Genomic DNA, 19,841 nt, shown 5'->3' on the forward strand with positions numbered 1-19,841 from the left:
CCCGTACTTGCGGCGTGTGGTCCGATCCTGGAGCAGGCCGTTTCGCGACATGCCGAGGATCGGCGCGAACTCGGAGTTGGAGACGAAGGTCCCGTTGTCGACAAGGCGGGTCGTGTTCCGGGCGTTCCTGAACCCCTTCTGCGCCAGGACGGTTGCAAACTCCAGGCGGGCGGTATGGCCGGGGCCCAGAGCGCTGGCGAGGTGCAGGCTCCTGCAGTTGAACTGCTCGAAGGTCTCCGTCCGGGCGGGCAGCGACAGGGTCAGCCGTTCGACCTTCAGGTCGGGGTCCTCAAACCGGACATGGACCTGCGAGAGGGGTTCGCCGGTGTCGTTCACCAGATCATAGGCGCCCGTGACCCTCAGCCGCGGCGCATGGGGGTCGAGGTCGAGGTTCAGGGTCACGTCCGTGACGGAAGGCTGAGGAAGGCGCTCATATTTCAGGAAGGCCTTCTCGTAATCCGCCGTCAGGCGCTCTTCGTCCTGCTGGGTCCGGTAGGAATTCCACACGTTGGTGTTGACGAAGATGAAGCTTCCCAGGCCGGCGAAGACGACAAGGGCGCCGGCGGCGGCCAGGCCCGTCGGGCCCCTCAGGCGCCGGCCCAGGCGGGCGAGCCGGGCCCGGGTCCCGTCCCGCGCCCCGCGCGCCCAGAGGCCCTGGGTCAGGATCAGCAGGAAGATGGCGAAGGCCGTCCAGTAGGCGCGGAACCAGGCGGCGAAGCCGGCATAGTCGCCCTGGCCGTTCATGTCCGACAGGGGCACGCCCGGGTCGCCACCATATCTGTAGAGGTTGTGCTCAAACCCGGCGGTCCCGAGGCTGAGCTGGAGGACCAGGTAGGTCACCATGAGCGCCCAGCCGACGAACTTGTTGGGCGCCAAGGCCTGAAGGAAGATGGCCAGGACAGCGATGAGGGACCAGTCGACCAGGGTCGGCAGCGCGTACCCGCCGAGGTACTGTCCCCAGTCCGGATGCGGGAAGCCAAGAAGGACCTGCGCGGCCGCAGCGGCAAGGGTGCTGATCAGCACCATGACGCCGAGCACCATCACCAGTCCGAGGACCTTGGGGACCATGAAGGTCCAGTCCGGGGCGGAGGTGGAGTCCACAATATCGGCGAAGCGCTGCTCTCGATCCCGCCAGACCAGGTCGCCGGCATAGTAGATCGCCACCAGCACGACCACGAAGCCGAAGGCGCCCTGCAGCATCTCGATCATGCGGATGGTGGTGGGCAGGAAAACGGATCCGTTCTGCTCCAGCCCGAAGAGGATCCCACCGGAGGCATTGAAAAGGCCGAGCACCAACAGGATGCCGAAGGCAGGGCTGCGCAGAATCTGAACGGCCTCGAGGCGCGCCCGGTGCGCGGCCTGAACCCATGGGGTCGACAGACCCTGCTGCGGCGCAGCCGGGGTCCGGCCAAGGATCCGGCCCGACGACGGTTCCGCATCGGGCTCCTGCGAGGGCTTCCGCCCGCTCTTCCGGGTCTCGAACCGGAAAAGCAGGCAGGCGAAAGCGAGGGCGGCCAGCCCCGCTGCGATCCAGATCAGACGGTTGGCGAGGAGGGTTCCGCTCAGATCGGGCAGCCGGGAGTTGGCCTCGAAGGTGGTGTAGTAGCGGATGGCCTCGCCCAGGGCGATGCCGCCGAAGGGATCCAGCCAGGCGGCGATCTCCCGCATCTCCTGCTGGTCGGCCAGGGTCCCCATGATGACCCAGAGGATCAGCAGGGCCGTGGCGCCGATATAGGTGGCCATCATCGAACGGGTCGTCGTGGCCAGGGCGAAGAACAGGGCCGAGGTCAGGAAGATGGAGGGCAGGGCCAGGGCCCCATAGGCATAGGCGTAGACGCCCAGCCGGTTGGGTCCGAGCGTCTCCGGGTCGACCCACGGCGCCAGACTGCCGATGAAGATCCCCAGGGGGACCGCCAGGAAGACCAGGCAGGCGGCCGCGAAGGCGCCCGTAAACCTTCCAAAAAGATAGTCCAGACGGGTGATCCTTGTGGACCGGATCAGGGGTCCGAAGCCGGTCTCGTCGTCCCGGACGATGACGTTGGCCACCAGGGCCGCGGTCACGAAGATGAAGAAGATCGACATGACCAGGTGAGTCATGGCGATGGCCGTGGGCGCGTTCTTGTGGACGCCGCCTCCACCTCCGCCGATCTGGATGTTGTCGACGGTCATCGAGCCGAAGACGATCAGGAAGAAGAAGGCCGTCGCCACCCAGAAGACGGGCTGACGGATCTGGTAGCGGAGCTCGAAGGCGGCGATCTTGCCGAACATGTCGTGCTCCTAGACCGACTTGCGGGCGGCGTGCAGGGCGGCGAAATAGACGTCCTCAAGGTCGCCCTCGATGACGTCGAAACCCGGGCCCGGTGCAGACTCCGACAGAAGGTGGACCACGGTCCGGCCCGCGGAGAGCCGGGTGGAGATGACCGGGGCGATCTCGGTCAGTCCGGGCAGGTCAGCCTTGTCCACCACCTTCTTCCAGACCCGCCCCTCAAGCTCCTTCACCAGACTGGACGGCGAGCCCTCGCGCAGCAGGCGGCCTCCCGCCATGACAGCCATACGGGGACAAAGGTCGGCGACGTCCTCGACGATATGGGTCGACAGGATCACCACCACCTTCTCGCCGATCTCGGCGAGGAGGTTGAGGAAGCGGTTGCGCTCTTCCGGATCGAGCCCGGCCGTGGGCTCGTCCACGATGATGAGGTGGGGCTGGCCGATCAGGGCCTGGGCGATGCCGAACCTCTGGCGCATGCCGCCGGAGAAACCGGCGACGGCCTTCTTTCGGACGGCCCAGAGATTGACCTGGTTGAGCAGGGCCTCGACGGTTTCCCGTCGTTCCGCCTTGTTCGTCAGGCCCTTGAGCACCGCGAGGTGGTCCAGGAGGTCCAGGGCGGAGACCCGGGGATAGACCCCGAAGTCCTGCGGCAGGTAGCCGAGGGTCCGGCGGAGGCGCGACGGCTCGGCCAGCACGTCGATACCATCGAAGTCGATGGCCCCGGATGTCGGGGTCTGGAGGGCGGCGATACAGCGCATCAGGGTCGACTTGCCCGCCCCGTTCGGTCCGAGCAGGCCGAACATGCCAGCCGGAATCTCCAGGCAGACATCATCAAGGGCCCGGGTTCCGCCCGGATAGACATGGGTCAGGTTACGGATGGAAAGCATCGACGGCTCCTCAGTCTTGCGGCTGAGGTCGCCCGAGTGCGGCGATGGGTGCAAGTTAAAGAAAAGTCAGCCCCGGGCCCGACCTAGTCGGCCTGAATGGCCGGCTGGTAAAGGCCCGCAGGCGAGGAGGTGAAGATCTCACAGCCCGTCTCGGTCACCCCGATGGAATGCTCGCATTGGGCCGAAAGCGATTTGTCCCGGGTCACCGCCGTCCAGCCGTCGGCGAGGATCTTCACCTGCCACTTCCCGAGGTTCACCATGGGCTCGATGGTGAAGAACATACCCGGCCTCAGGGCCACTCCGGTTCCCTTCTGGCCATAGTGCAGGATGTTGGGCGCGTCGTGGAAGACCTTGCCCAGCCCGTGGCCGCAGAAGTCCCGCACGACTGAACAGCGCTGAGACTCCACCCAGGCCTGGATGGCCGCGCCGATATCCCCCGTGGTCGCCCCGGGGCGGACCGCGTCAATGCCCCTCTGCAGGGCCTCATAGGTCACCTCGACCAGGCGCCGGGCCCGGGCGGGCACCTTGCCGACCCCGTACATGCGCGAGGTATCTCCGTGCCAGCCGTCGACGACGACGGTGACGTCGATGTTGGCGATGTCGCCTTCCCTGAGGGTGCGCTCGGAAGGGATGCCGTGGCAGACGACGTGGTTCACCGAAATGCAGAGGGTGTGGCGATAGCCGCGATAGCCCAGACAGGCGGGCAGGCCGCCATGGTCGAGGATGAACTCCCGCGCAAGGCGGTCCAGATCTTCGGTCACTACCCCCGGCTGCACATGGGGGGTGAGCATGTCCAGGCACTCGGCGGCCAGGCGGCCGGCGCGGCGCATGCCTTCGAAACCCTCAGGGCCGTGAAGCCGGATTTCCCCGGTCTTGTGCTCAAGCTGGGCGATATCGCTCTGGTTCATGGCATTGAGTCTAACACGATTGCAGCGGCGTTGCGATGCGGCGACAATCCGGCGCACCCCGCGCCTCGCGGCCCAGTCGGTCCGCTTCAGCAGACGTGGCGGGCGGCGGCGAACCCGATGGAGCCGAGACCGGATGATCAAGGCGGCCGCCATTCAGATCCCGATCAGCCTGGACGTCCGCGCCAATCGCGACGCGGTCCTGCGCGCCCTTGAGCGCCTCGCGCCCGAAACCCTCGCTGTTGGCCCTGAAGGCGCCTTGTCCGGCTATGCGCCCACGCGGGACTTTTTAGAGTCGGTCCGATCTGAGGCGGTGACGGAGTCCCTGGCGATCGTGGCGGACGCTGTCCGCAAGGCGGGGGTGCATCTGGTGATCGGGGCCTGTCTCCACCTCGACGGCGAATGGAGGAACTCCAGTCTCTATTTCGGACCCCGGGGCGAGACCTTCCGGTACGACAAGGTCAATCTCGCCATCAGCGAGCGCGGCGTCTTCACGCCGGGGGACCGCCTGCCGGTCTTTGACATCGCCATCGGCGGTGCTTCGGTGAGGCTGGGCGTCCAGATGTGCCGCGAAATCCGCTATCCGGAGCAGTGGCGGGTGCTGGCCGATAAGGGCGCACAGGTCTTTGCCTATGTGAATAATGCGATCGGAAGCGAACGGGGCCCGGACCTTTGGCGAAGTCATCTGATCAGCCGCGCCGCCGAGACCCAGAGATTCATCATCGGCGCCAACAACGCCGCCCCAGATCAGACCTGTCCTTCCATTATCCTGTCTCCCGAGGGCGATGTCCTGGCGGAACTGGATACCGGGGCCGTCCAGGTCGGAGAGGCCGCGCTCGACCTCGCCCGGGTTTCAGACTGGGTGCTCGACCAGGCCCGGATCGACCTGATCCCGGTGACAAGCCGCGAGGTCACGGGGGGTTAGGGGCGCCAGGGGAGGGCACGACGGATCGTGACCTCTCCTGGATGAACCTCGCAGGCCCAGGCCATGACCTCCACCCCCGCCTCCGCAGCCGCCTCCAGCCCCCGGGCGAAGGCGGGATCGAGGTCGGCGCAGGCGCTGAAGGCTTCGCAATCCGTGCGCTGGACGACGAACAGGGCCACGGCCCGGTCCCCCGCCGTGACCTGGTCGGCCAGTTCCTCGAGGTGGCGAGTGGAGCGGGCGGCGACGCAGTCGGGAAACTCGGCGAGGCCGGGCGTGCGCATCAGGTGGACGTTCTTGACTTCCAGCCAGCAGCGGCCCCGCACCGGGTCCTCCAGCAGGAAGTCCACCCGGCTGGCCTTACCGTACTTCACCTCGCGGCGGACCGAGGCGTAGCCGGCCAGCTCCGGGATCGTCCCGGCCTCAAGGGCCTCGGCGACCAGGCGGTTGGGCAGGAGGGTGTTGATGCCCACAAGGCCGCCGTCGGCCTCCAGGAGCTCCAGGGTGTGGGAGAGCTTGCGCTTAGGGTTGTCCGACACCGACAGCCAGGCCGGCAGGCCGGGGGTGTTGAGCCCCAGCATGGCCCCCGGGTTCGGGCAGTGGGCGGTGAGTTCCGTCCCGTCCGCCAGGACGACGTCGGCGAAGAAGCGCTTGTAGCGGCGCACGAAGGTGGCCGGGACCAGGGGGGCGGGGAAGTCCATGAGGCGGGTATAGGCAAGGCGGGCCCAAGCCGATAGATGTTCGCCGGAAACGGAGATGCGACATGGGCAGCCCGGGCGGAGACGGCGTGGTGACGGCGGCGGTGCTGATCATCGGGGACGAGATCCTGTCCGGCCGCACCCAGGACACCAACCTGCGGGACATTGCGCGCTACCTCGGCGTGTATGGCGTGGACCTGTGCGAGGCGCGGACCGTGCCGGACGTGCTGGACGAGATCGTCGACGCCCTGAACGCCCTGCGCGCGCGATATGACTATGTGATCACCACCGGCGGCATTGGCCCGACCCATGACGACATCACGGCCGATGCGGTGGCGGCGGCCTTCGGGGTCGAGCTGGAGGAGCATCCGGACATTCTGGCCATGATGCAGTCCCGGTGGGGCGATCAGATGAACGCCGCGCGGCGGCGCATGGCCCGGGTGCCGGTGGGCGGGTCGCTGGTGAACAATCCGGTGCAGGGGCCGCCCGGCTTCACCATCGGCAATGTCTTTGTCCTTGCCGGGGTTCCCCAGATCATGCGCGGCATGCTGGAGGATGTGGGGCCGCGCCTGCGGTCCGGCGCTGTGGTCCTGTCCCGGACCGTCAGGGTTGAAGGCTCCGGCGAGGGCGCCATCGCCGGACCCCTGGAAGCGGTGGCCAAGGCCCACCCGAGCCTCAGCCTGGGCAGCTATCCGTTCTTCACCGAAGGGCTCTACGGATCGAACCTGGTCCTGAGGAGCCGCGACGCGGCCGAGCTCTCCGCCACTGTCGGCGAGCTGATCGCCGCCCTCCGGGCCGCGGGCATCGAGAATGTCCGCGAGGTCGAGCCCGCCTGAGCCGCGACCGGTGAGCCTTTACCCCGTCATCATGTGCGGCGGATCGGGGGTGCGCCTTTGGCCCCTGTCCCGGCCGGAGCGTCCGAAGCCGTTCGCGCGGGTCCTCGGCGGGTCCCTGACCCTGTTCCAGGAAACGGCGCAGAGGGCGGCGCCCCTGGGCCCCCTGCTGGTGATCGCAGGCGCCGACCATGGCGGGCTGATCCGCGAGCAGCTGGCCGGGTTGGGTCTGTCCGCAGATGTCCTGCTGGAGCCGGAACCCCGGGACTCGGCGCCCGCCATGGCTGCGGCGGCCATCCACCTGCTCCGGAGGGACGAGGAAGCGGTGATGGTGGTGCTGGCCGCCGACCATCATGTGCCCGATGCGGCGGCCTTTCGAGACTCGGTGACCGGCGCAGCGCCCTTCTCGCGGGCCGGTCGCATCGTCACCCTGGGAATTGCGCCGACCTTTCCCTCCACCGCCTATGGTTACATCCGCCCGGGCCGGGGCGAGACCGTCCGTGTGGTTGACGCCTTCATCGAGAAGCCGGATGCGGCCCGCGCCGCCGCCCTGATCTCCGAGGGGTGTCTCTGGAACAGCGGCAACTTCATCGTTCCGGCCACGACGTTGGTCTACGAACTCGGCCGCCTGGCGCCGGAGGTTCTCGAGGCCGCCGAGGCCGCCGTCGAAACGGCGTCGGGACCGGCGGACGGGCGTCTGCTGGGCGAAGTGTTCCGCACGGCTCCGAAGATCTCGATCGACTATGCCGTCATGGAGAAGACCAGCCGCGCCATGGTCGCCCCGGCGGACTTTTCCTGGTCGGACGTCGGCGCCTGGGACGTCGTCCATGCGCTTTCGGACCGGGACGGGGCGGGTAACCGGCAGGAGGGCCGCGTCGAAGTCGAAGGGGTGACCGGCTCTTACATCCGCGCTGACGGAGGCGCAGAAGCGGTGGTGGTGGGCCTGTCGGGCGTCGCCGTGGTGGTCGACGGCGCCCGGGTCCTGGTGGCGCCCCTGGCGGACAGCCAGGCGGTGAAGAGGGGCGTGGAGCGGCTGCAGGCGCGGGGGCCCGCCGGTTTTCCGGACCTTTCTTCGGCCGCCGCCTGGTTCGGCCTCTGGCTGAGGACCGCCGCCCTTCCGGTCTGGTGGACCCTCGGCGCCGACCGCGAACGGGGCGGCTTTGTGGAGGCTATCGACCAGGAGGGCCTGCCCCAGCCGGCGCCCCGGCGCGGCCGGGTGCAGGGGCGGATGATCTTCAGCTTCGCCCAGGCCGGGATGATGGGCTGGAGCGGACCCTGGCGGGAGGCGGTCCGGCACGGCCTGAACGGCCTGACCCGCGATTTCCTGAGACCGGACGGCCTGATCCGCTGCCTAGTGGGACTGGACGGACGCCCTCTGGACGACACTCCGCATGTCTATGACCAGGCCTTCGCCCTGCTCGGGCTGGCGAGCCTGAGCCAGGCCGGAGAGTCGGACGCAGAGGCCCTGGCCCTGGCCCAACGCATGCGTGAGGGCCTCGAGGCCCTGAGGCACCCGGCCGGCGGCTTCCGGGAGTCGGGAGATCAACCGTTCCAGGCGAATGCGCATATGCACCTTCTGGAGGCCTCCCTGGCGTGGGAGGAGGCCGGGCAGGCGGACTGGCGGGACCTGTCCGACGAGATTGCGGAGCTGGCCCTCGGCGCCTTCATCGACCACCGCGGAGTCCTGTCGGAATTCTTCGACGCCGACTGGCGGCGGGCCGGGGGTGATGACGGCCGCCTGGTCGAACCTGGCCACCAGTTCGAGTGGGCCTGGCTGCTGGACCGCTGGGGCAGGGCCCGAGGCCGAGCGGATGGCCAGCTGGCGGCCCGGGCCCTGCATGAGACCGGCCGGCAGGGGGTGGACCCTCGCCGGGCCTGCGCCGTCAACGCCCTGTGGGAGGACCTGACGGTCCGGGACGGCTGGGCGCGGCTGTGGCCGCAGACGGAATACCTGAAGTCGTCCCTCGCTCTCGGAGAGACGGAAGAAGCCCTCCAGGCCGCATCGGGGCTGCGGCGGTATCTCGAAACGCCCGTGCGGGGACTGTGGCGCGATCGCCAGGGGCCGACGGGAGGATTCGCTGCAGGGGGTGCGCCAGCCACCTCGCTCTACCATATCGTAGGCGCCATCCGGCAGCTTGAGGAACAATCCCCAGCCCATTCCGCTTAAGTGACGTTTTTTGGACGGCATGCCGGTTCCTGCGCTCGCCTTTTCACGGAAGGTTGATTACGAGGGCGCGAGTCCCGCGTCCCCGACCGACTCCCCCAACCGCCGCCACGGCTCGGAGAAGTTGAACTGATGACTGCGACCCCCGGCATTCACCCCGCACCCACCCGGCACGCCCGACTGATCGCCTGGGTCGAGCAGATCGCGGCCCTGACGCGGCCGGACCGGGTCCACTGGTGCGACGGATCGGATGCGGAGTGGGACGCTCTGACCCGCGAGCTGGAGGCCAAAGGGACGCTGAAGCGCCTGAACCCGGCCAAGCGTCCCAATTCCTTCTATGCCGCCTCGGATCCGGGCGATGTCGCCAGGGTTGAGAGCCGCACCTTCATCTGCTCCGAGAAACAGATCGACGCCGGTCCGACCAACAACTGGTCCGATCCCGTGGCGATGCGGGAGAAAATGGCTGGCCTTTTCGACGGCTGCATGAGCGGCCGGACGATGTACGTATGCCCCTTCAGCATGGGGCCGCTGGGTTCGAAGATCAGCCAGATCGGGGTCGAGATCACCGACAGCGCCTATGTCGCCATCTCGATGCGGGTGATGACCCGCATGGGCTCGGCGGCCCTCGAGCAACTGGGGGAGGACGGCTTCTTCGTCCCCGCCGTCCACACCCTGGGCGCACCCCTTGCGGCCGGTCAGGCGGACGTTCCCTGGCCCTGCAATCCCGAGAAATACATCGTCCATTATCCCGAGACCCGGGAGATCTGGTCCTACGGGTCGGGCTATGGCGGCAACGCCCTTTTGGGCAAGAAGTGCTTCGCCCTGCGCATCGCCTCGGTCATGGCCCGGGACGAGGGCTGGCTCGCTGAGCACATGCTGATCCTCAAGCTGACCTCGCCCCAGAACGAGGTGCGCTACATCGCCGCCGCCTTCCCCAGCGCCTGCGGCAAGACCAATATGGCCATGCTCCAGCCGACCCTGGCCGGGTGGAAGGCCGAGACGGTGGGCGATGATATCTGCTGGATGCGTTTCGGCGATGACGGCCGGCTCTACGCGATCAATCCCGAGGCCGGTTTCTTCGGCGTGGCGCCCGGAACCGGTAACGAGACCAACCGCAATGCGGTCGCTTCCCTTCACGCCAACTGCGTCTTTACGAATGTCGCCCTTACCGATGACGGCGACGTTTGGTGGGAGGGCCTGACCAAGACGCCCCCGGCCAACCTGACCGACTGGAAGGGCCGGCCCTGGACGCCGGGGTCGGGCGAGCCCGCCGCCCACCCCAACGCCCGCTTCACGGTTCCGGCCAGCCAGTGCCCGGTGATCGCCCCCGAGTGGGAGGACCCGAAGGGCGTGCCGATCTCGGCCATCCTGTTCGGCGGACGCCGGGCCAGCGCCGTGCCACTGGTGACCGAGGCCTTCGACTGGGCCCATGGCGTCTTCCTGGCGTCCAACGTGGCCTCCGAGGGGACGGCGGCGGCGGAGAACCGGATCGGGGAGCTGCGCCGCGATCCCTTCGCCATGCTGCCCTTCTGCGGCTACAACATGGGCGACTACTTCCGGCACTGGCTGTCGATCGGCGAGAAGGGCGACGCCGCCAAGCTTCCGCGCATCTACTTCGTGAACTGGTTCCGCAAGGACTCGACCGGCCGTTACGTCTGGCCGGGCTTCGGCGACAACTCCCGGGTCCTGAAGTGGATCGTCGAGCGACTGGCGGGCCGCGCCCCGGCGCAGGAAACCCCCATCGGCCGGGTGCCCACGGCAGGGTCCCTGGACCTGTCCGGACTCAGCCTGTCAGCGGCTGACCTCGACCTCCTGCTGACCGTCGATGCGACGGTCTGGGCGGAGGAGGCGGCCCTCATTCCTCCTGCCTACGAGGCTTTTGGCGAGCGGCTGCCTCAGGAACTGTGGCGCCAGCACAAGGCGCTCGAGGGCCGGCTCCAGGCCGCTCACGCCGCGGAGATGGTGGCCGAATAGGCCCGGGTCGGACGCTCGGGCTCAGTCCCGGGCGACGCCGTGATACTCGCAGTACCAGTCGGCGAACCGCCGAACCCCGACCTCCACCGGCGTGGTCGGGGCGTAACCGAGGGCGGCAGTGGTGTCGGCGATGTCCGCCTCGGTGCGCACGAGGTCCCCGGGCTGCAGGGGCAGGAGGTTCAGCTTCGCGGGCCGGCCGATGGCCTCCGCCAGGACCTCGATATAGGTCATCAATTCGACCCGGGTCCCTGCGCCGATGTTGAGAATGCGCCAGGGCGCCACCCCGCTGGTGGCGGGATCGGGCGTCTCTGCGCGCCACTCCGGATCCGGGGCGGCCGGGCGGTCCAGGGCGGCGATCACCCCACTGACAATGTCATCCACATAGGTGAAGTCGCGCTGCATCCGGCCCTGGCCGAAGACGTCAACCGGGCGCCCGGCGACGATGGCGTCTGCAAAGCGGTAGAGGGCCATGTCGGGGCGGGTCCACGGACCATAGACCGTGAAGAAGCGCAGGCCTGTGCAGGGGATCCCGAACAGGTGGGCGTAGGCGTGGGCCATGGACTCATTGGCCAACTTGGTTGCCGCATAGAGGGTCAGGGGGTGGTTGGCCGGCTGGTGGGGCGAGAAGGGCAGGGTCGCATTGGCCCCGTAGGCCGAACTGGTGGAGGCGAAGACCAGATGGCCGGGCGAAGTCGCCCGGCAGCCTTCCAGCACGCTGAGAAAACCGACCAGATTTGAATCGACGTAGGCTTCGGGATGCTCAAGCGAGTAGCGGACGCCGGGTTGTGCGGCCAGGTGCACAACGCCCAGGGGTCGCACGGACCCGAAGACCGACGCGGCGGCGTCCCGGTCGGCCAGGTCGATCCGGTGGTGCTGGTAGCCGGACCGGGCCTCGAGGCGGGCGAGGCGCGCCAGTTTCAGGTTGGGATCGTAGTAGGGGCTGATGCAATCGACCCCGACGACGCTCTCCCCGCGATCCAGCAGGGCCTGCGCGACGTGGTAGCCGATGAAGCCGGCGGATCCCGTCACAAGGATCATGACACGACCCCTGAATAGCCCCGCCGACCCGCCCCCATCAACGGTTGGAAACCACCCGCAGGGCCGGTGCGCCGGCGGCCTTTTCACCCCGGATCTGGGCGACCAGGTCAAAGAGGGCGCGGCGGATCTCGTCGGTGTCGCCGCGGGCGGCTATGGCCTCGAGGCGACGCAGGTGGGCCGGGGCCACGCCCATGGCGGTGGGCGAGACGACCTCCAGCACCTTCGGCGCGCAGGGCACGGAGTTCTCCATGCCGTCGAGCAGTTCCTCGCTCAGCTTCTCGCCGGGCCTGAGCCCGGTGATCTCGATCTCGATGTCCTTGCCCGGCGTGCGGCCGGACAGGGCGATCATCTGCCGGGCCAGGTCCATGATCTTCACGGGCTCGCCCATCTCCAGCAGGAAGAGGCGGGCCCGGTCGGGGTTCAGATCTTCGGCGCAGGTTGCTGTCGCATGAAGGACCAGCTGGGTGGCCTCCGGGATTGTCATGAAGTAGCGGGCCATGTCCGGGTGGGTCACGGTGACCGGGCCGCCCCGGTCGATCTGCGACCGGAAGATCGGCACGACAGACCCTGCCGAACCGAGCACGTTGCCAAACCGAACGGCCGAGAAACGGGTCCTGGAGCCTTCCTGCTGGCCCTGGATCACGGCCTCGGCGAGCCTCTTGGTGGCGCCCATCACGTTGGAGGGATCGACCGCCTTGTCGGTGGAGATGAGCACCATCTGAGCCGCGCCGGCGATACCCGCGGCCTCGGCGACATTCCAGGTCCCCAGGACATTGGTCAGCACGCCCTCGACGGGGTGACGCTCCACCATCGAGACATGCTTGAGGGCGGCGGCGTGGAAGACGAGGTCAGGACGCTCACCGAGGAAGCAGTCGGTGACCCGGTCAGCATTGCGCACGTCCACCAGCGCCGCGGTGCGGGACAGGGCCGGGAAGGTCTCGCCCAGTTCCCGGTCGATCTCGAACAGGGCGGTCTCGGAAAAGTCGAGAAGAGTGACGTGACCCGCGTCGAGGGCCGCGACCTGGCGGCTCAGCTCGGCGCCGATGGACCCGCCGGCCCCGGTGATCAGAATCCGCCGGCCGGAGACCAGGGAGCGCAGGGCTACGCGGTCCAGCTCGATCGGGTCGCGAGGCAGGAGCTCCTCGACGCTGATGTCGCGCATGGGCAGGAGGGCCAGCCCATCCTCATGCGAAAGGTCGACGATGGAGGGCAGGCGCAACAGGCGAACGCCATCGTTCTTGAGGCGTCCGAGCTGGGCCGCGGTCAGGCCCCTGAGCCGGGCGGGCTCATCGAGGAAGAGGATGGCGCGGGGATATTGATTCCACCGGCGCAGGTCAGCGAGGGCGACGTCAAGCCGCTCGATGGACTCGATGATGCAGACGCCGCGGACCTGCTGGCCGACCTCCTTGGAGTCCGGGGCGATGATGCCCACCGGGGTCCAGGTGTTGTCGCGCCGGCGGCCCGTCTCGCGCAGGTAGGTCTCTGCAGCGGTCGTCGGGCCGATGAGCAGCAGCTCGGGCGCCTGGGGCGGGCGATCGCTGAAGGATTTGAGGGGCGCAAAGCTGTCGAGCGCCCGCTCATGCGCCGCCCGGCGAAGCATGCGGGCGCTGATGGCCCCGACCATCTGAAAGATCGGCGCCAGGGCCAGCATGGCCCGACTCAGGCCGTGCGCCCGGTCGGCGGCGAACTGGAGCAGGAGAAAGCTTGCAGCTGTGAGGATCGCGATCCTGGCGAGGACCAGGGCGTCTGGGGTCGATACATAACGCCAGGGGGACAGTTCGCGCCGGAAGAGGCCGGTATAGGCCGCGGCGACCAGTCCGTAGGTCAAGGCCTGCAGCGCGACTCCGCCCAGGGACGCAGGCGAGAGGTCGACCGATCGGCCCGCCGTCAGCAGGAAGGCGGCGAGCAGGGCGACCGACGCTATAGCGGAATCGGCCAGAAGACTGCGGGCCCGGTTGGCCATATGCTCCACGCAACAGCTCCTTACTTGCGACGGCCAAACACCCATGGGTCGGCTGCAGCGAAGGTGATTCCGCTTCTAAACGTTTGCCCCGAAGAGTTCCGTCTCCGAGTCGCGCATTCAGTCGCACAGCAAGATTAACGACTTTTGGCATAGACGCCGATTTACCAAAAAAGAAAAGCCGCCAGCCTCTCGGCTGACGGCTTTCCCTGTGAGTTGTGGCGCGGGCGCCGTGTCAGAAAGCCGACTTGAGGCCGACAACGATGCGGCCCGAGGTCAGCTTCGACGGGTCATCCGCCTTCTTCACGTTGGTGTCCCAATAGCGGACATCAAGACCGAAGGTGTCGTTGATGGCGTAGCCAAGGCCCAGATTCCAGGTCTCGTAGTCACCGTCGCCGTCAAGGGCCTGGTGACCGACCGCGCCCGACACGGAGAACTTCTCCGACACCGGCATTGAGCCATTCAGCTCGACATAGGTTGCCTGGCCGGTCTGCCCGAAGTTGTCAGTGGTATGGAAGACGGCGGCGCCAACCGTACCCTTGCCAGCGGCCACAGAGGCCCCAAGCTTGCCTTCCCAATAGTCGAGGTTCGCGCCGTCTTCCTGGTTGGTGTAGCCGTAGCGGAAGATGCCGATATCCAGGGCCACCGGGCCGAGGGTCGGCTTGAAGCCGGCGTACAGGTCATACTCCATGCTGGTGCTGTCGCCGAAGTCCACGTTCGAGAGCCAGGTTCCCGCGTAGAAGATGCCGATCCCAAGGTCCGCGCCCCCATAGACCTGCGGCTTGCTGTCCGTCTGGCTGTAGCCCCGGAACATGTAGTCGGAGGCGACTCCGACGTTGAAGGACACGGAAGGCGCATCCTGGGCTTGGGCCGCCGTGCCGATGGCGAGGGCGGCGGTCGCGGCGAAAGCCGCAAGCTTGAATGAAGTCATGTTTTGCAATCCCCTTGTTTATCAGGCGTGACCCTATCCTTCGGACCATCCCCCCCGGAGCTTCACGCCGCCAGAATCCCGGCCCCACGCCGGGACCCGCCCGGTCGGAGTGACTAAAAAACAGGCGTCGTTGCCTTTGGGCGCCATTTTTCCGGGCGTCTCACCGGCGAAATCACGACCAATTAGACCCTGTTCGGGATTAACGTCGGATGAACCGGGCTCAGCGCATGCTCAAGGGAGCGAATCCGAGGTGCGAGCCGGCGTCCACGAGCAGGGTCTCCCCGGTGACGTGCCGCGACTGCCGGGAAGCCAGGAAGGCTGCGGCGGCGGCTACATCGTCGGCGGTGGAGGCGACCTTCAGCGGGGTCGAGGCTGCGGAGCCCTCCCTAAGTCGAGCCACCCGCTCCTCCGACATACCCTTGCCGAACCAGGGGGTGTCGATGAACCCGGGACAAATGGCGTTCACCCGGATTTTCGGCGCCAGCGCCCGAGCGAGGGACAGAGTCAGGGTGTTCATGGCGCCCTTGGACGCCGCGTAGGGCACGGAGGAGCCAATACCGGCCACCCCCGCGATCGATGAGGTGTTCACCACGGCGCCCGGCTGCGGCGCGGCCTCCAGGAGGCTGCGGGCCGCGCGGATCATCTGGAAGGCCCCCACGACGTTCACCGCGTAAAGGTTCAGGAAGTCCTCGGCGGAGACGGCGTCGAGGTCGGCATGGTTCTGAGCGAACTTGGTGACGCCGGCGTTGTTGAAGAGGGCGTCGATCCGCCCAAGGCCGCTGGCGGCGGAGGCGATGGCCTTGCAGTCCCCGTCCCGGGAGACATCGCCCTGCACAAGGAACGCGCGGGCCCCCTCGGCGCGAACGAGGTCGGCGGTCTGCTCGGCTTCCTCGGCGCTGCGCGCGAAGTTGATCACGACGTCCGATGCGCCCCGACGGGCGGTCTCCACGGCGATCGCCCGCCCCAGCCCGGTAGAGGCGCCGGTGACGACGACCACGAAATTCTCGAAATCCTGCTGGCTCATGGCGATGTCTCCTCCGCTAAAGAGAAGCCATAGGCGGAACACAGCCCCGGTGAAAGAGGGGGAAGTGCGCTAAGGATTTCTTCGCGGGGCGCCAGAAGAATTGGACCCGCCGTAAGGCGATCAGCAGGTTTCCCGTCCCGCTTTGCTCTATATGGCGACAGGTCGCCCCCGGGGCGCTTCAAGAGGCACAGGAATGACTGCGAAGGCCCAAGGAGCCGCCCTGACCCACCTGCAGCGACTGGAGGCTGAGGCTATCCACATTCTGCGTGAGGTGGTGGCGGAGGCCGCGCGTCCGGTCATGTTGTACTCCGTCGGCAAGGACTCGGCGGTCATGCTCCACCTTGCGGCCAAGGCCTTCTGGCCCTCCAAGCCGCCGTTTCCTCTCCTGCATGTGGACACTACGTGGAAGTTCCGGGCGATGTACGAGATGCGTGAGCGGATGGCCAAGGAGCTCGGCTTCGACCTGATCGTGCACAGGAACCCTGAAGCCCTGGAGAAGGGGATCAATCCCTTCGACCATGGATCGGCTCTGCATACCGACCTCTGGAAGACGGAAGGACTGAAGCAGGCCCTGGACCTGCATGGCTTTGACGCGGCCTTCGGCGGCGCTCGGCGGGATGAGGAGAAGAGCCGGGCGAAGGAGCGGATCTTTTCCTTTCGTTCCGCCCAGCACAGGTGGGACCCCAAGAACCAGAGGCCCGAGCTCTGGCGGATGTACAACACGCGGAAGAACCCCGGGGAGTCGATCCGGGTCTTCCCGATCTCCAACTGGACCGAGCTCGACATCTGGCAATACATCCACCTGAAGGACATTCCGATCGTCCCCCTCTACTTCTCGGACGTCCGTCCGGTGGTCGAGCGCGACGGAACGCTCATCATGGTGGATGACGACCGTATGCCCCTGCATCCGGGGGAGGCGCCTCAGATGAAGTCCGTGCGGTTCCGTACACTCGGCTGCTACCCCCTGACAGGCGCTGTGGAGAGCACGGCCGCGACCCTGCCGGCGATCATCCAGGAAATGCTGCTGACCACCACCAGCGAGCGCCAGGGACGGGTGATCGACCACGACCAGGCCGCTTCGATGGAGAAGAAGAAGCAGGAAGGCTACTTCTGATGGCTCACCAGTCCGATCTCATCGCCACCGACATCGACGCCTACCTGAAGGCGCATGAGACCAAGAGCCTTCTGCGGTTCCTGACCTGCGGCTCGGTGGATGACGGAAAGTCGACCCTGATCGGGCGGCTGCTCTACGACTCCAAGATGATCTTCGAGGACCAGCTTGCGGCCCTCGAGGCGGATTCCCGGCGTGTCGGCACCCAGGGCGGCGAGATCGACTTCGCCCTCCTCGTCGATGGCCTCGCGGCCGAGCGGGAGCAGGGCATCACCATCGATGTGGCCTACCGATTCTTTTCCACGGACCGGCGCAAGTTCATCGTCGCCGACACCCCGGGCCATGAGCAGTACACCCGCAACATGGTCACGGGGGCGTCCACGGCGGACGCGGCGGTCATCCTGATCGACGCCCGCCGGGGGGTTCTGACCCAGACCCGCCGTCACTCCTACCTCGTCCGACTTCTGGGGATCCGTCACGTCATCCTCGCGGTCAACAAGATGGACCTGGTCGACTGGTCGCAGGAGGTCTTCGACGGCATCGTCCAGGACTATCGCGAGTTCGCCGCCAGGATCGGCCTGACCGAATTCGAGGCCATCCCGATGTCGGCTCTGCGGGGCGACAATGTGGCCGAGGCCGGAGGCGGCGCGCCCTGGTACGCGGGCCCCACCCTCCTGTCCTGGCTGGAGACCGTGCCGGTGGGCGATGACGCCGCCGAGCGGCCTTTCCGCATGCCCGTCCAGTGGGTCAACAGGCCGAACCTCGACTTCCGGGGCTTCTCCGGACTCATATCCGCCGGATCGGTGCGCCCGGGCGACCGCATCCGCGTTGCGCCCTCCGGACGGGAAAGCCGGATCCGCCAGGTCATCGCCGGCATGTCGGAGGTCGACTCGGCGCAGTCCGGCCAGTCCGTGACTCTGACTCTGGAAGATGAGGTCGACATCAGCCGGGGGGACGTCCTGGCCCAGGCGGATGCTCCGGTGAGCGTCGCCGACCAGTTCGAGGCGACCCTGGTCTGGATGGACGAGGCGCCCATGCTGCCCGGCCGCCCCTATCTCCTGAAGCTCGGGACCCGGACGGTGTCCGCCTCCATCACCGAGCCGAAATACCGGGTGAACGTCAACACGCTTGAACATCTGGCCGCCAAGCGACTGGACTTGAATGAAATCGGCGTCTGCAACATCTCCACGGACGCCGCCATCGCCTTCGAGCCCTATGCCGAGAGCCGTGACCTGGGCGGATTCATCCTGATCGACCGGATCACCAACCGGACCGTCGGCGCCGGCATGATCCATTTCGCCCTCCGGCGCAGCCAGAACGTCCACTGGCAGGCCCTGGACGTCGACCGCGCCGCCCGCGCCGCCCTGAAGGGGCATCGGGGGCGGGTGATCTGGTTCACAGGACTTTCCGGCTCCGGAAAATCCACGATCGCCAACATGGTGGAGAAGAAACTTCACGCCATGGGCCGGCACACCTACCTGCTCGACGGCGACAATATCCGCCACGGCCTGAACCGGGACCTGGGCTTCACCGACGAGGACCGGGTGGAGAACATCCGGCGGGTGGCTGAAGTCGCGAGGCTCATGGCCGACGCCGGCCTGATCGTGCTCGTCTCCTTCATCTCGCCCTTCCGGGCCGAGCGGGCCCTGGCCCGCAGCCTCATGCCCGAGGGCGACTTCGTCGAGGTCTTCGTGGACACCCCGCTTGAGGTGGCGGAACAGCGCGACGTGAAGGGTCTCTACGCCAAGGCGCGGGCGGGCGAACTCAAGAACTTCACCGGCATCGACAGCCCCTACGAGGCGCCGGAGTCGCCGGACATCCGCATCGACACCACCCGGATTTCCGCCCCGGACGCCGCCGAAACGATCACCGCCTGGCTGGAGGGCGAGCCCGACTACACCATCTGAAGGGCGCGCCCTGTGCTTGCAGCGGCGGAACCCGGGGAGTAATCGGCGTCTATGAGCGAGATTGAGGTCACCCAACTTGGACGGGTGGTGGCTGGGTTTGACAGCCCTGAGGCCGCCGTCCTTGAACGCGTCCCGAACCCCCAGAAGGGACAGACCTACCTGGCCCGGTTTACGGCGCCGGAGTTCACCTCCCTGTGTCCGGTGACCGGACAGCCTGATTTCGCCACTCTGGTGATCGACTACGCTCCTGGCGACTGGCTGGTGGAGTCGAAGTCCTTGAAGTTGTTCCTGGCATCTTTCAGGAATTATGGTGCCTTTCACGAGGACTGCACCTTGACCATCGGGCGCCGCCTGGTGGAGGTTGCAGAGCCGCTCTGGCTGCGGATCGGCGGCTACTGGTACCCTCGCGGCGGGATCCCGATCGACGTCTTCTGGCAGACCGGGGCGCCGCCGGAGGGCCTCTGGCTGCCCGATCAGGGCGTCGCGCCCTATCGCGGCCGGGGATAGCGCCTCGGGTCAGCCCGTCCAAGTCGTGGTCAGGACCTCGGGGGACGGCCGCTCGCGCTCGCGGGGCGGCTCCCCCGGCTCGCCGATCAGGATGAACCCCGCCACCCTTTCCGCTCCGGTCAGGCCGAGTATGGCGCAGGCCTCGGAGTCGTAAGCGTACCAGTCGGTGATCCAGTTGGCGCCGTACCCCATGGCGGTGGCGGCGTAGAGCAGGGTGGTGCAGACGGCGCCCGCCGACAGGATCTGTTCCCATTCCCGGATCTCCGCCTCGCGCGGGCGGGAGATCACGGCGATGCAGGCAGGCGGTGTCCGCAGCTTGCCCAGCTTGGCTACGGCCCGGTCATCACCTCGCGAGCGTGCAACGGCCTCGAGGCGGTCGGCGAAGGTGGCCTTGTCGGCTCCCGTCAGCACGACAAACCTCCAAGGGGCAAGCTTCCCATGGTCCGGGACCCGGGACGCCAATTGAATGAGGGCTGCGATTTCGGCGGACGAGGGCCCCGGACCGCCGAGGGTCAGGGCGGAGGCCGAACGCCTGCGGGACAGGAAGTCCAGGACTTCCGGGGCTTCCGCCTGCGGGACAGGCTCGCCGAAGGAAGGAGCGGGGGGAAGGGCGGTCCGGGACCTGCGCGTCATGTCTAGCCTCTCTGAACTCCGGTCTCACATAGACGCCGGGAGAGGCGGCGCAAGCAGGGGATTCGCAGAGAAGCCGCC

The 19,841-nt window shown here is 67.5% G+C and carries 16 protein-coding genes; 7 read left to right on the forward strand and 9 right to left on the reverse strand.

Going from position 1 to position 19,841, the window contains the following annotated elements; translation table 11 throughout:
* From IM632_RS10055 to map, 3 genes are all read right to left on the reverse strand, one after another.
* The coding region (locus tag IM632_RS10055; protein WP_366817543.1) for an ABC transporter permease subunit at window positions 1–2,268 on the reverse strand (2,268 nt) is incomplete at its 3' end.
* A gap of 9 nt (window positions 2,269–2,277) precedes the next feature.
* A complete protein-coding gene (locus IM632_RS10060; RefSeq protein WP_296483857.1) occupies window positions 2,278–3,156 on the reverse strand; it encodes an ABC transporter ATP-binding protein in 879 nt (292 codons plus the stop codon).
* An 83-nt stretch (window positions 3,157–3,239) separates the two neighbouring features.
* Entirely contained in the window at window positions 3,240–4,064 is an 825-nt protein-coding gene (gene map, locus IM632_RS10065) for a type I methionyl aminopeptidase (protein ID WP_296483860.1), read from the reverse strand.
* Window positions 4,065–4,197: 133 nt separating this feature from the next.
* On the opposite strand from map, the gene IM632_RS10070 reads away from it, so the two are divergent.
* Window positions 4,198–4,986, forward strand: coding sequence for a carbon-nitrogen hydrolase family protein (locus IM632_RS10070; RefSeq protein WP_296483863.1), 789 nt, complete (start codon window positions 4,198–4,200; stop codon window positions 4,984–4,986).
* Here IM632_RS10070 and sfsA read toward each other — a convergent pair.
* Entirely contained in the window at window positions 4,983–5,684 is a 702-nt protein-coding gene (sfsA, locus tag IM632_RS10075) for a DNA/RNA nuclease SfsA (protein ID WP_296483865.1), read from the reverse strand. The genes IM632_RS10070 and sfsA overlap by 4 nt on opposite strands.
* 62 nt (window positions 5,685–5,746) lie before the next feature.
* Here sfsA and IM632_RS10080 point away from each other — a divergent pair, with 62 nt between their 5' ends.
* The 3 genes from IM632_RS10080 (at window position 5,747) to IM632_RS10090 (ending at window position 10,652) form a co-directional block, all read left to right on the forward strand.
* On the forward strand, window positions 5,747–6,517 hold the full coding sequence (locus tag IM632_RS10080) for a competence/damage-inducible protein A (protein WP_296498014.1): 771 nt from the start codon (window positions 5,747–5,749) through the stop codon (window positions 6,515–6,517).
* Window positions 6,518–6,527: 10 nt separating this feature from the next.
* Window positions 6,528–8,681 carry an AGE family epimerase/isomerase gene (locus IM632_RS10085; RefSeq protein ID WP_296480572.1) on the forward strand — a complete coding sequence of 718 codons (2,154 nt, stop codon included), beginning with the start codon at window positions 6,528–6,530 and terminating at the stop codon, window positions 8,679–8,681.
* Between the two features lie 129 nt (window positions 8,682–8,810).
* The gene (locus tag IM632_RS10090) at window positions 8,811–10,652 is read left to right on the forward strand and encodes a phosphoenolpyruvate carboxykinase (GTP) (protein WP_296552299.1); all 1,842 of its coding nucleotides are present in this window, start codon (window positions 8,811–8,813) and stop codon (window positions 10,650–10,652) included.
* Between the two features lie 21 nt (window positions 10,653–10,673).
* On the opposite strand, the gene IM632_RS10095 is transcribed toward IM632_RS10090, so the two are convergent.
* The 4 genes from IM632_RS10095 to IM632_RS10110 form a co-directional block, all read right to left on the reverse strand.
* Window positions 10,674–11,690 carry an NAD-dependent epimerase/dehydratase family protein gene (locus IM632_RS10095; RefSeq protein ID WP_296480566.1) on the reverse strand — a complete coding sequence of 339 codons (1,017 nt, stop codon included), beginning with the start codon at window positions 11,688–11,690 and terminating at the stop codon, window positions 10,674–10,676.
* A 37-nt stretch (window positions 11,691–11,727) separates the two neighbouring features.
* Complete coding sequence (locus tag IM632_RS10100) at window positions 11,728–13,653, reverse strand: nucleoside-diphosphate sugar epimerase/dehydratase (RefSeq protein ID WP_296498019.1); 1,926 nt, start codon at window positions 13,651–13,653, stop codon at window positions 11,728–11,730.
* A gap of 232 nt (window positions 13,654–13,885) precedes the next feature.
* Window positions 13,886–14,581 carry a TorF family putative porin gene (locus tag IM632_RS10105; protein WP_296482378.1) on the reverse strand — a complete coding sequence of 232 codons (696 nt, stop codon included), beginning with the start codon at window positions 14,579–14,581 and terminating at the stop codon, window positions 13,886–13,888.
* Between the two features lie 220 nt (window positions 14,582–14,801).
* Entirely contained in the window at window positions 14,802–15,605 is an 804-nt protein-coding gene (locus tag IM632_RS10110) for an SDR family oxidoreductase (RefSeq protein ID WP_293515365.1), read from the reverse strand.
* 193 nt (window positions 15,606–15,798) lie between these two features.
* Between IM632_RS10110 and cysD the strand changes: the two genes are divergently transcribed.
* The 3 genes from cysD to queF are packed head-to-tail and all read left to right on the forward strand — an operon-like array spanning window position 15,799 to window position 19,130.
* Window positions 15,799–16,719, forward strand: coding sequence for a sulfate adenylyltransferase subunit CysD (gene cysD, locus IM632_RS10115; protein WP_296482373.1), 921 nt, complete (start codon window positions 15,799–15,801; stop codon window positions 16,717–16,719).
* Complete coding sequence (gene cysN / locus IM632_RS10120; protein WP_296498017.1) at window positions 16,719–18,623, forward strand: sulfate adenylyltransferase subunit CysN; 1,905 nt, start codon at window positions 16,719–16,721, stop codon at window positions 18,621–18,623. The genes cysD and cysN overlap by 1 nt, the downstream gene beginning before the upstream one ends.
* A 51-nt stretch (window positions 18,624–18,674) precedes the next feature.
* Complete coding sequence (queF, locus tag IM632_RS10125; protein WP_296481768.1) at window positions 18,675–19,130, forward strand: preQ(1) synthase; 456 nt, start codon at window positions 18,675–18,677, stop codon at window positions 19,128–19,130.
* Between the two features lie 9 nt (window positions 19,131–19,139).
* On the opposite strand, the gene IM632_RS10130 is transcribed toward queF, so the two are convergent.
* Entirely contained in the window at window positions 19,140–19,763 is a 624-nt protein-coding gene (locus IM632_RS10130; protein WP_296481766.1) for a nitroreductase, read from the reverse strand.
* Window positions 19,764–19,841: the final 78 nt, after the last annotated feature.

This window comes from Phenylobacterium sp. (assembly GCF_020402505.1).
GTDB lineage: Bacteria > Pseudomonadota > Alphaproteobacteria > Caulobacterales > Caulobacteraceae > Phenylobacterium.

What these genes read in the sequence shown, in the direction of transcription:
- IM632_RS10060 (WP_296483857.1), bottom strand. Translation starts at nt 3,156, where the DNA reads ATGCTTTCCATCCGTAACCTGACCCATGTCTATCCGGGCGGAACCCGG.
- map (WP_296483860.1), bottom strand. Translation starts at nt 4,064, where the DNA reads ATGAACCAGAGCGATATCGCCCAGCTTGAGCACAAGACCGGGGAAATC.
- IM632_RS10070 (WP_296483863.1), top strand. Translation starts at nt 4,198, where the DNA reads ATGATCAAGGCGGCCGCCATTCAGATCCCGATCAGCCTGGACGTCCGC.
- sfsA (WP_296483865.1), bottom strand. Translation starts at nt 5,684, where the DNA reads ATGGACTTCCCCGCCCCCCTGGTCCCGGCCACCTTCGTGCGCCGCTAC.
- IM632_RS10080 (WP_296498014.1), top strand. Translation starts at nt 5,747, where the DNA reads ATGGGCAGCCCGGGCGGAGACGGCGTGGTGACGGCGGCGGTGCTGATC.
- IM632_RS10090 (WP_296552299.1), top strand. Translation starts at nt 8,811, where the DNA reads ATGACTGCGACCCCCGGCATTCACCCCGCACCCACCCGGCACGCCCGA.
- IM632_RS10095 (WP_296480566.1), bottom strand. Translation starts at nt 11,690, where the DNA reads ATGATCCTTGTGACGGGATCCGCCGGCTTCATCGGCTACCACGTCGCG.
- IM632_RS10100 (WP_296498019.1), bottom strand. Translation starts at nt 13,653, where the DNA reads ATGGCCAACCGGGCCCGCAGTCTTCTGGCCGATTCCGCTATAGCGTCG.
- IM632_RS10105 (WP_296482378.1), bottom strand. Translation starts at nt 14,581, where the DNA reads ATGACTTCATTCAAGCTTGCGGCTTTCGCCGCGACCGCCGCCCTCGCC.
- IM632_RS10110 (WP_293515365.1), bottom strand. Translation starts at nt 15,605, where the DNA reads ATGAGCCAGCAGGATTTCGAGAATTTCGTGGTCGTCGTCACCGGCGCC.
- cysD (WP_296482373.1), top strand. Translation starts at nt 15,799, where the DNA reads ATGACTGCGAAGGCCCAAGGAGCCGCCCTGACCCACCTGCAGCGACTG.
- cysN (WP_296498017.1), top strand. Translation starts at nt 16,719, where the DNA reads ATGGCTCACCAGTCCGATCTCATCGCCACCGACATCGACGCCTACCTG.
- queF (WP_296481768.1), top strand. Translation starts at nt 18,675, where the DNA reads ATGAGCGAGATTGAGGTCACCCAACTTGGACGGGTGGTGGCTGGGTTT.
- IM632_RS10130 (WP_296481766.1), bottom strand. Translation starts at nt 19,763, where the DNA reads ATGACGCGCAGGTCCCGGACCGCCCTTCCCCCCGCTCCTTCCTTCGGC.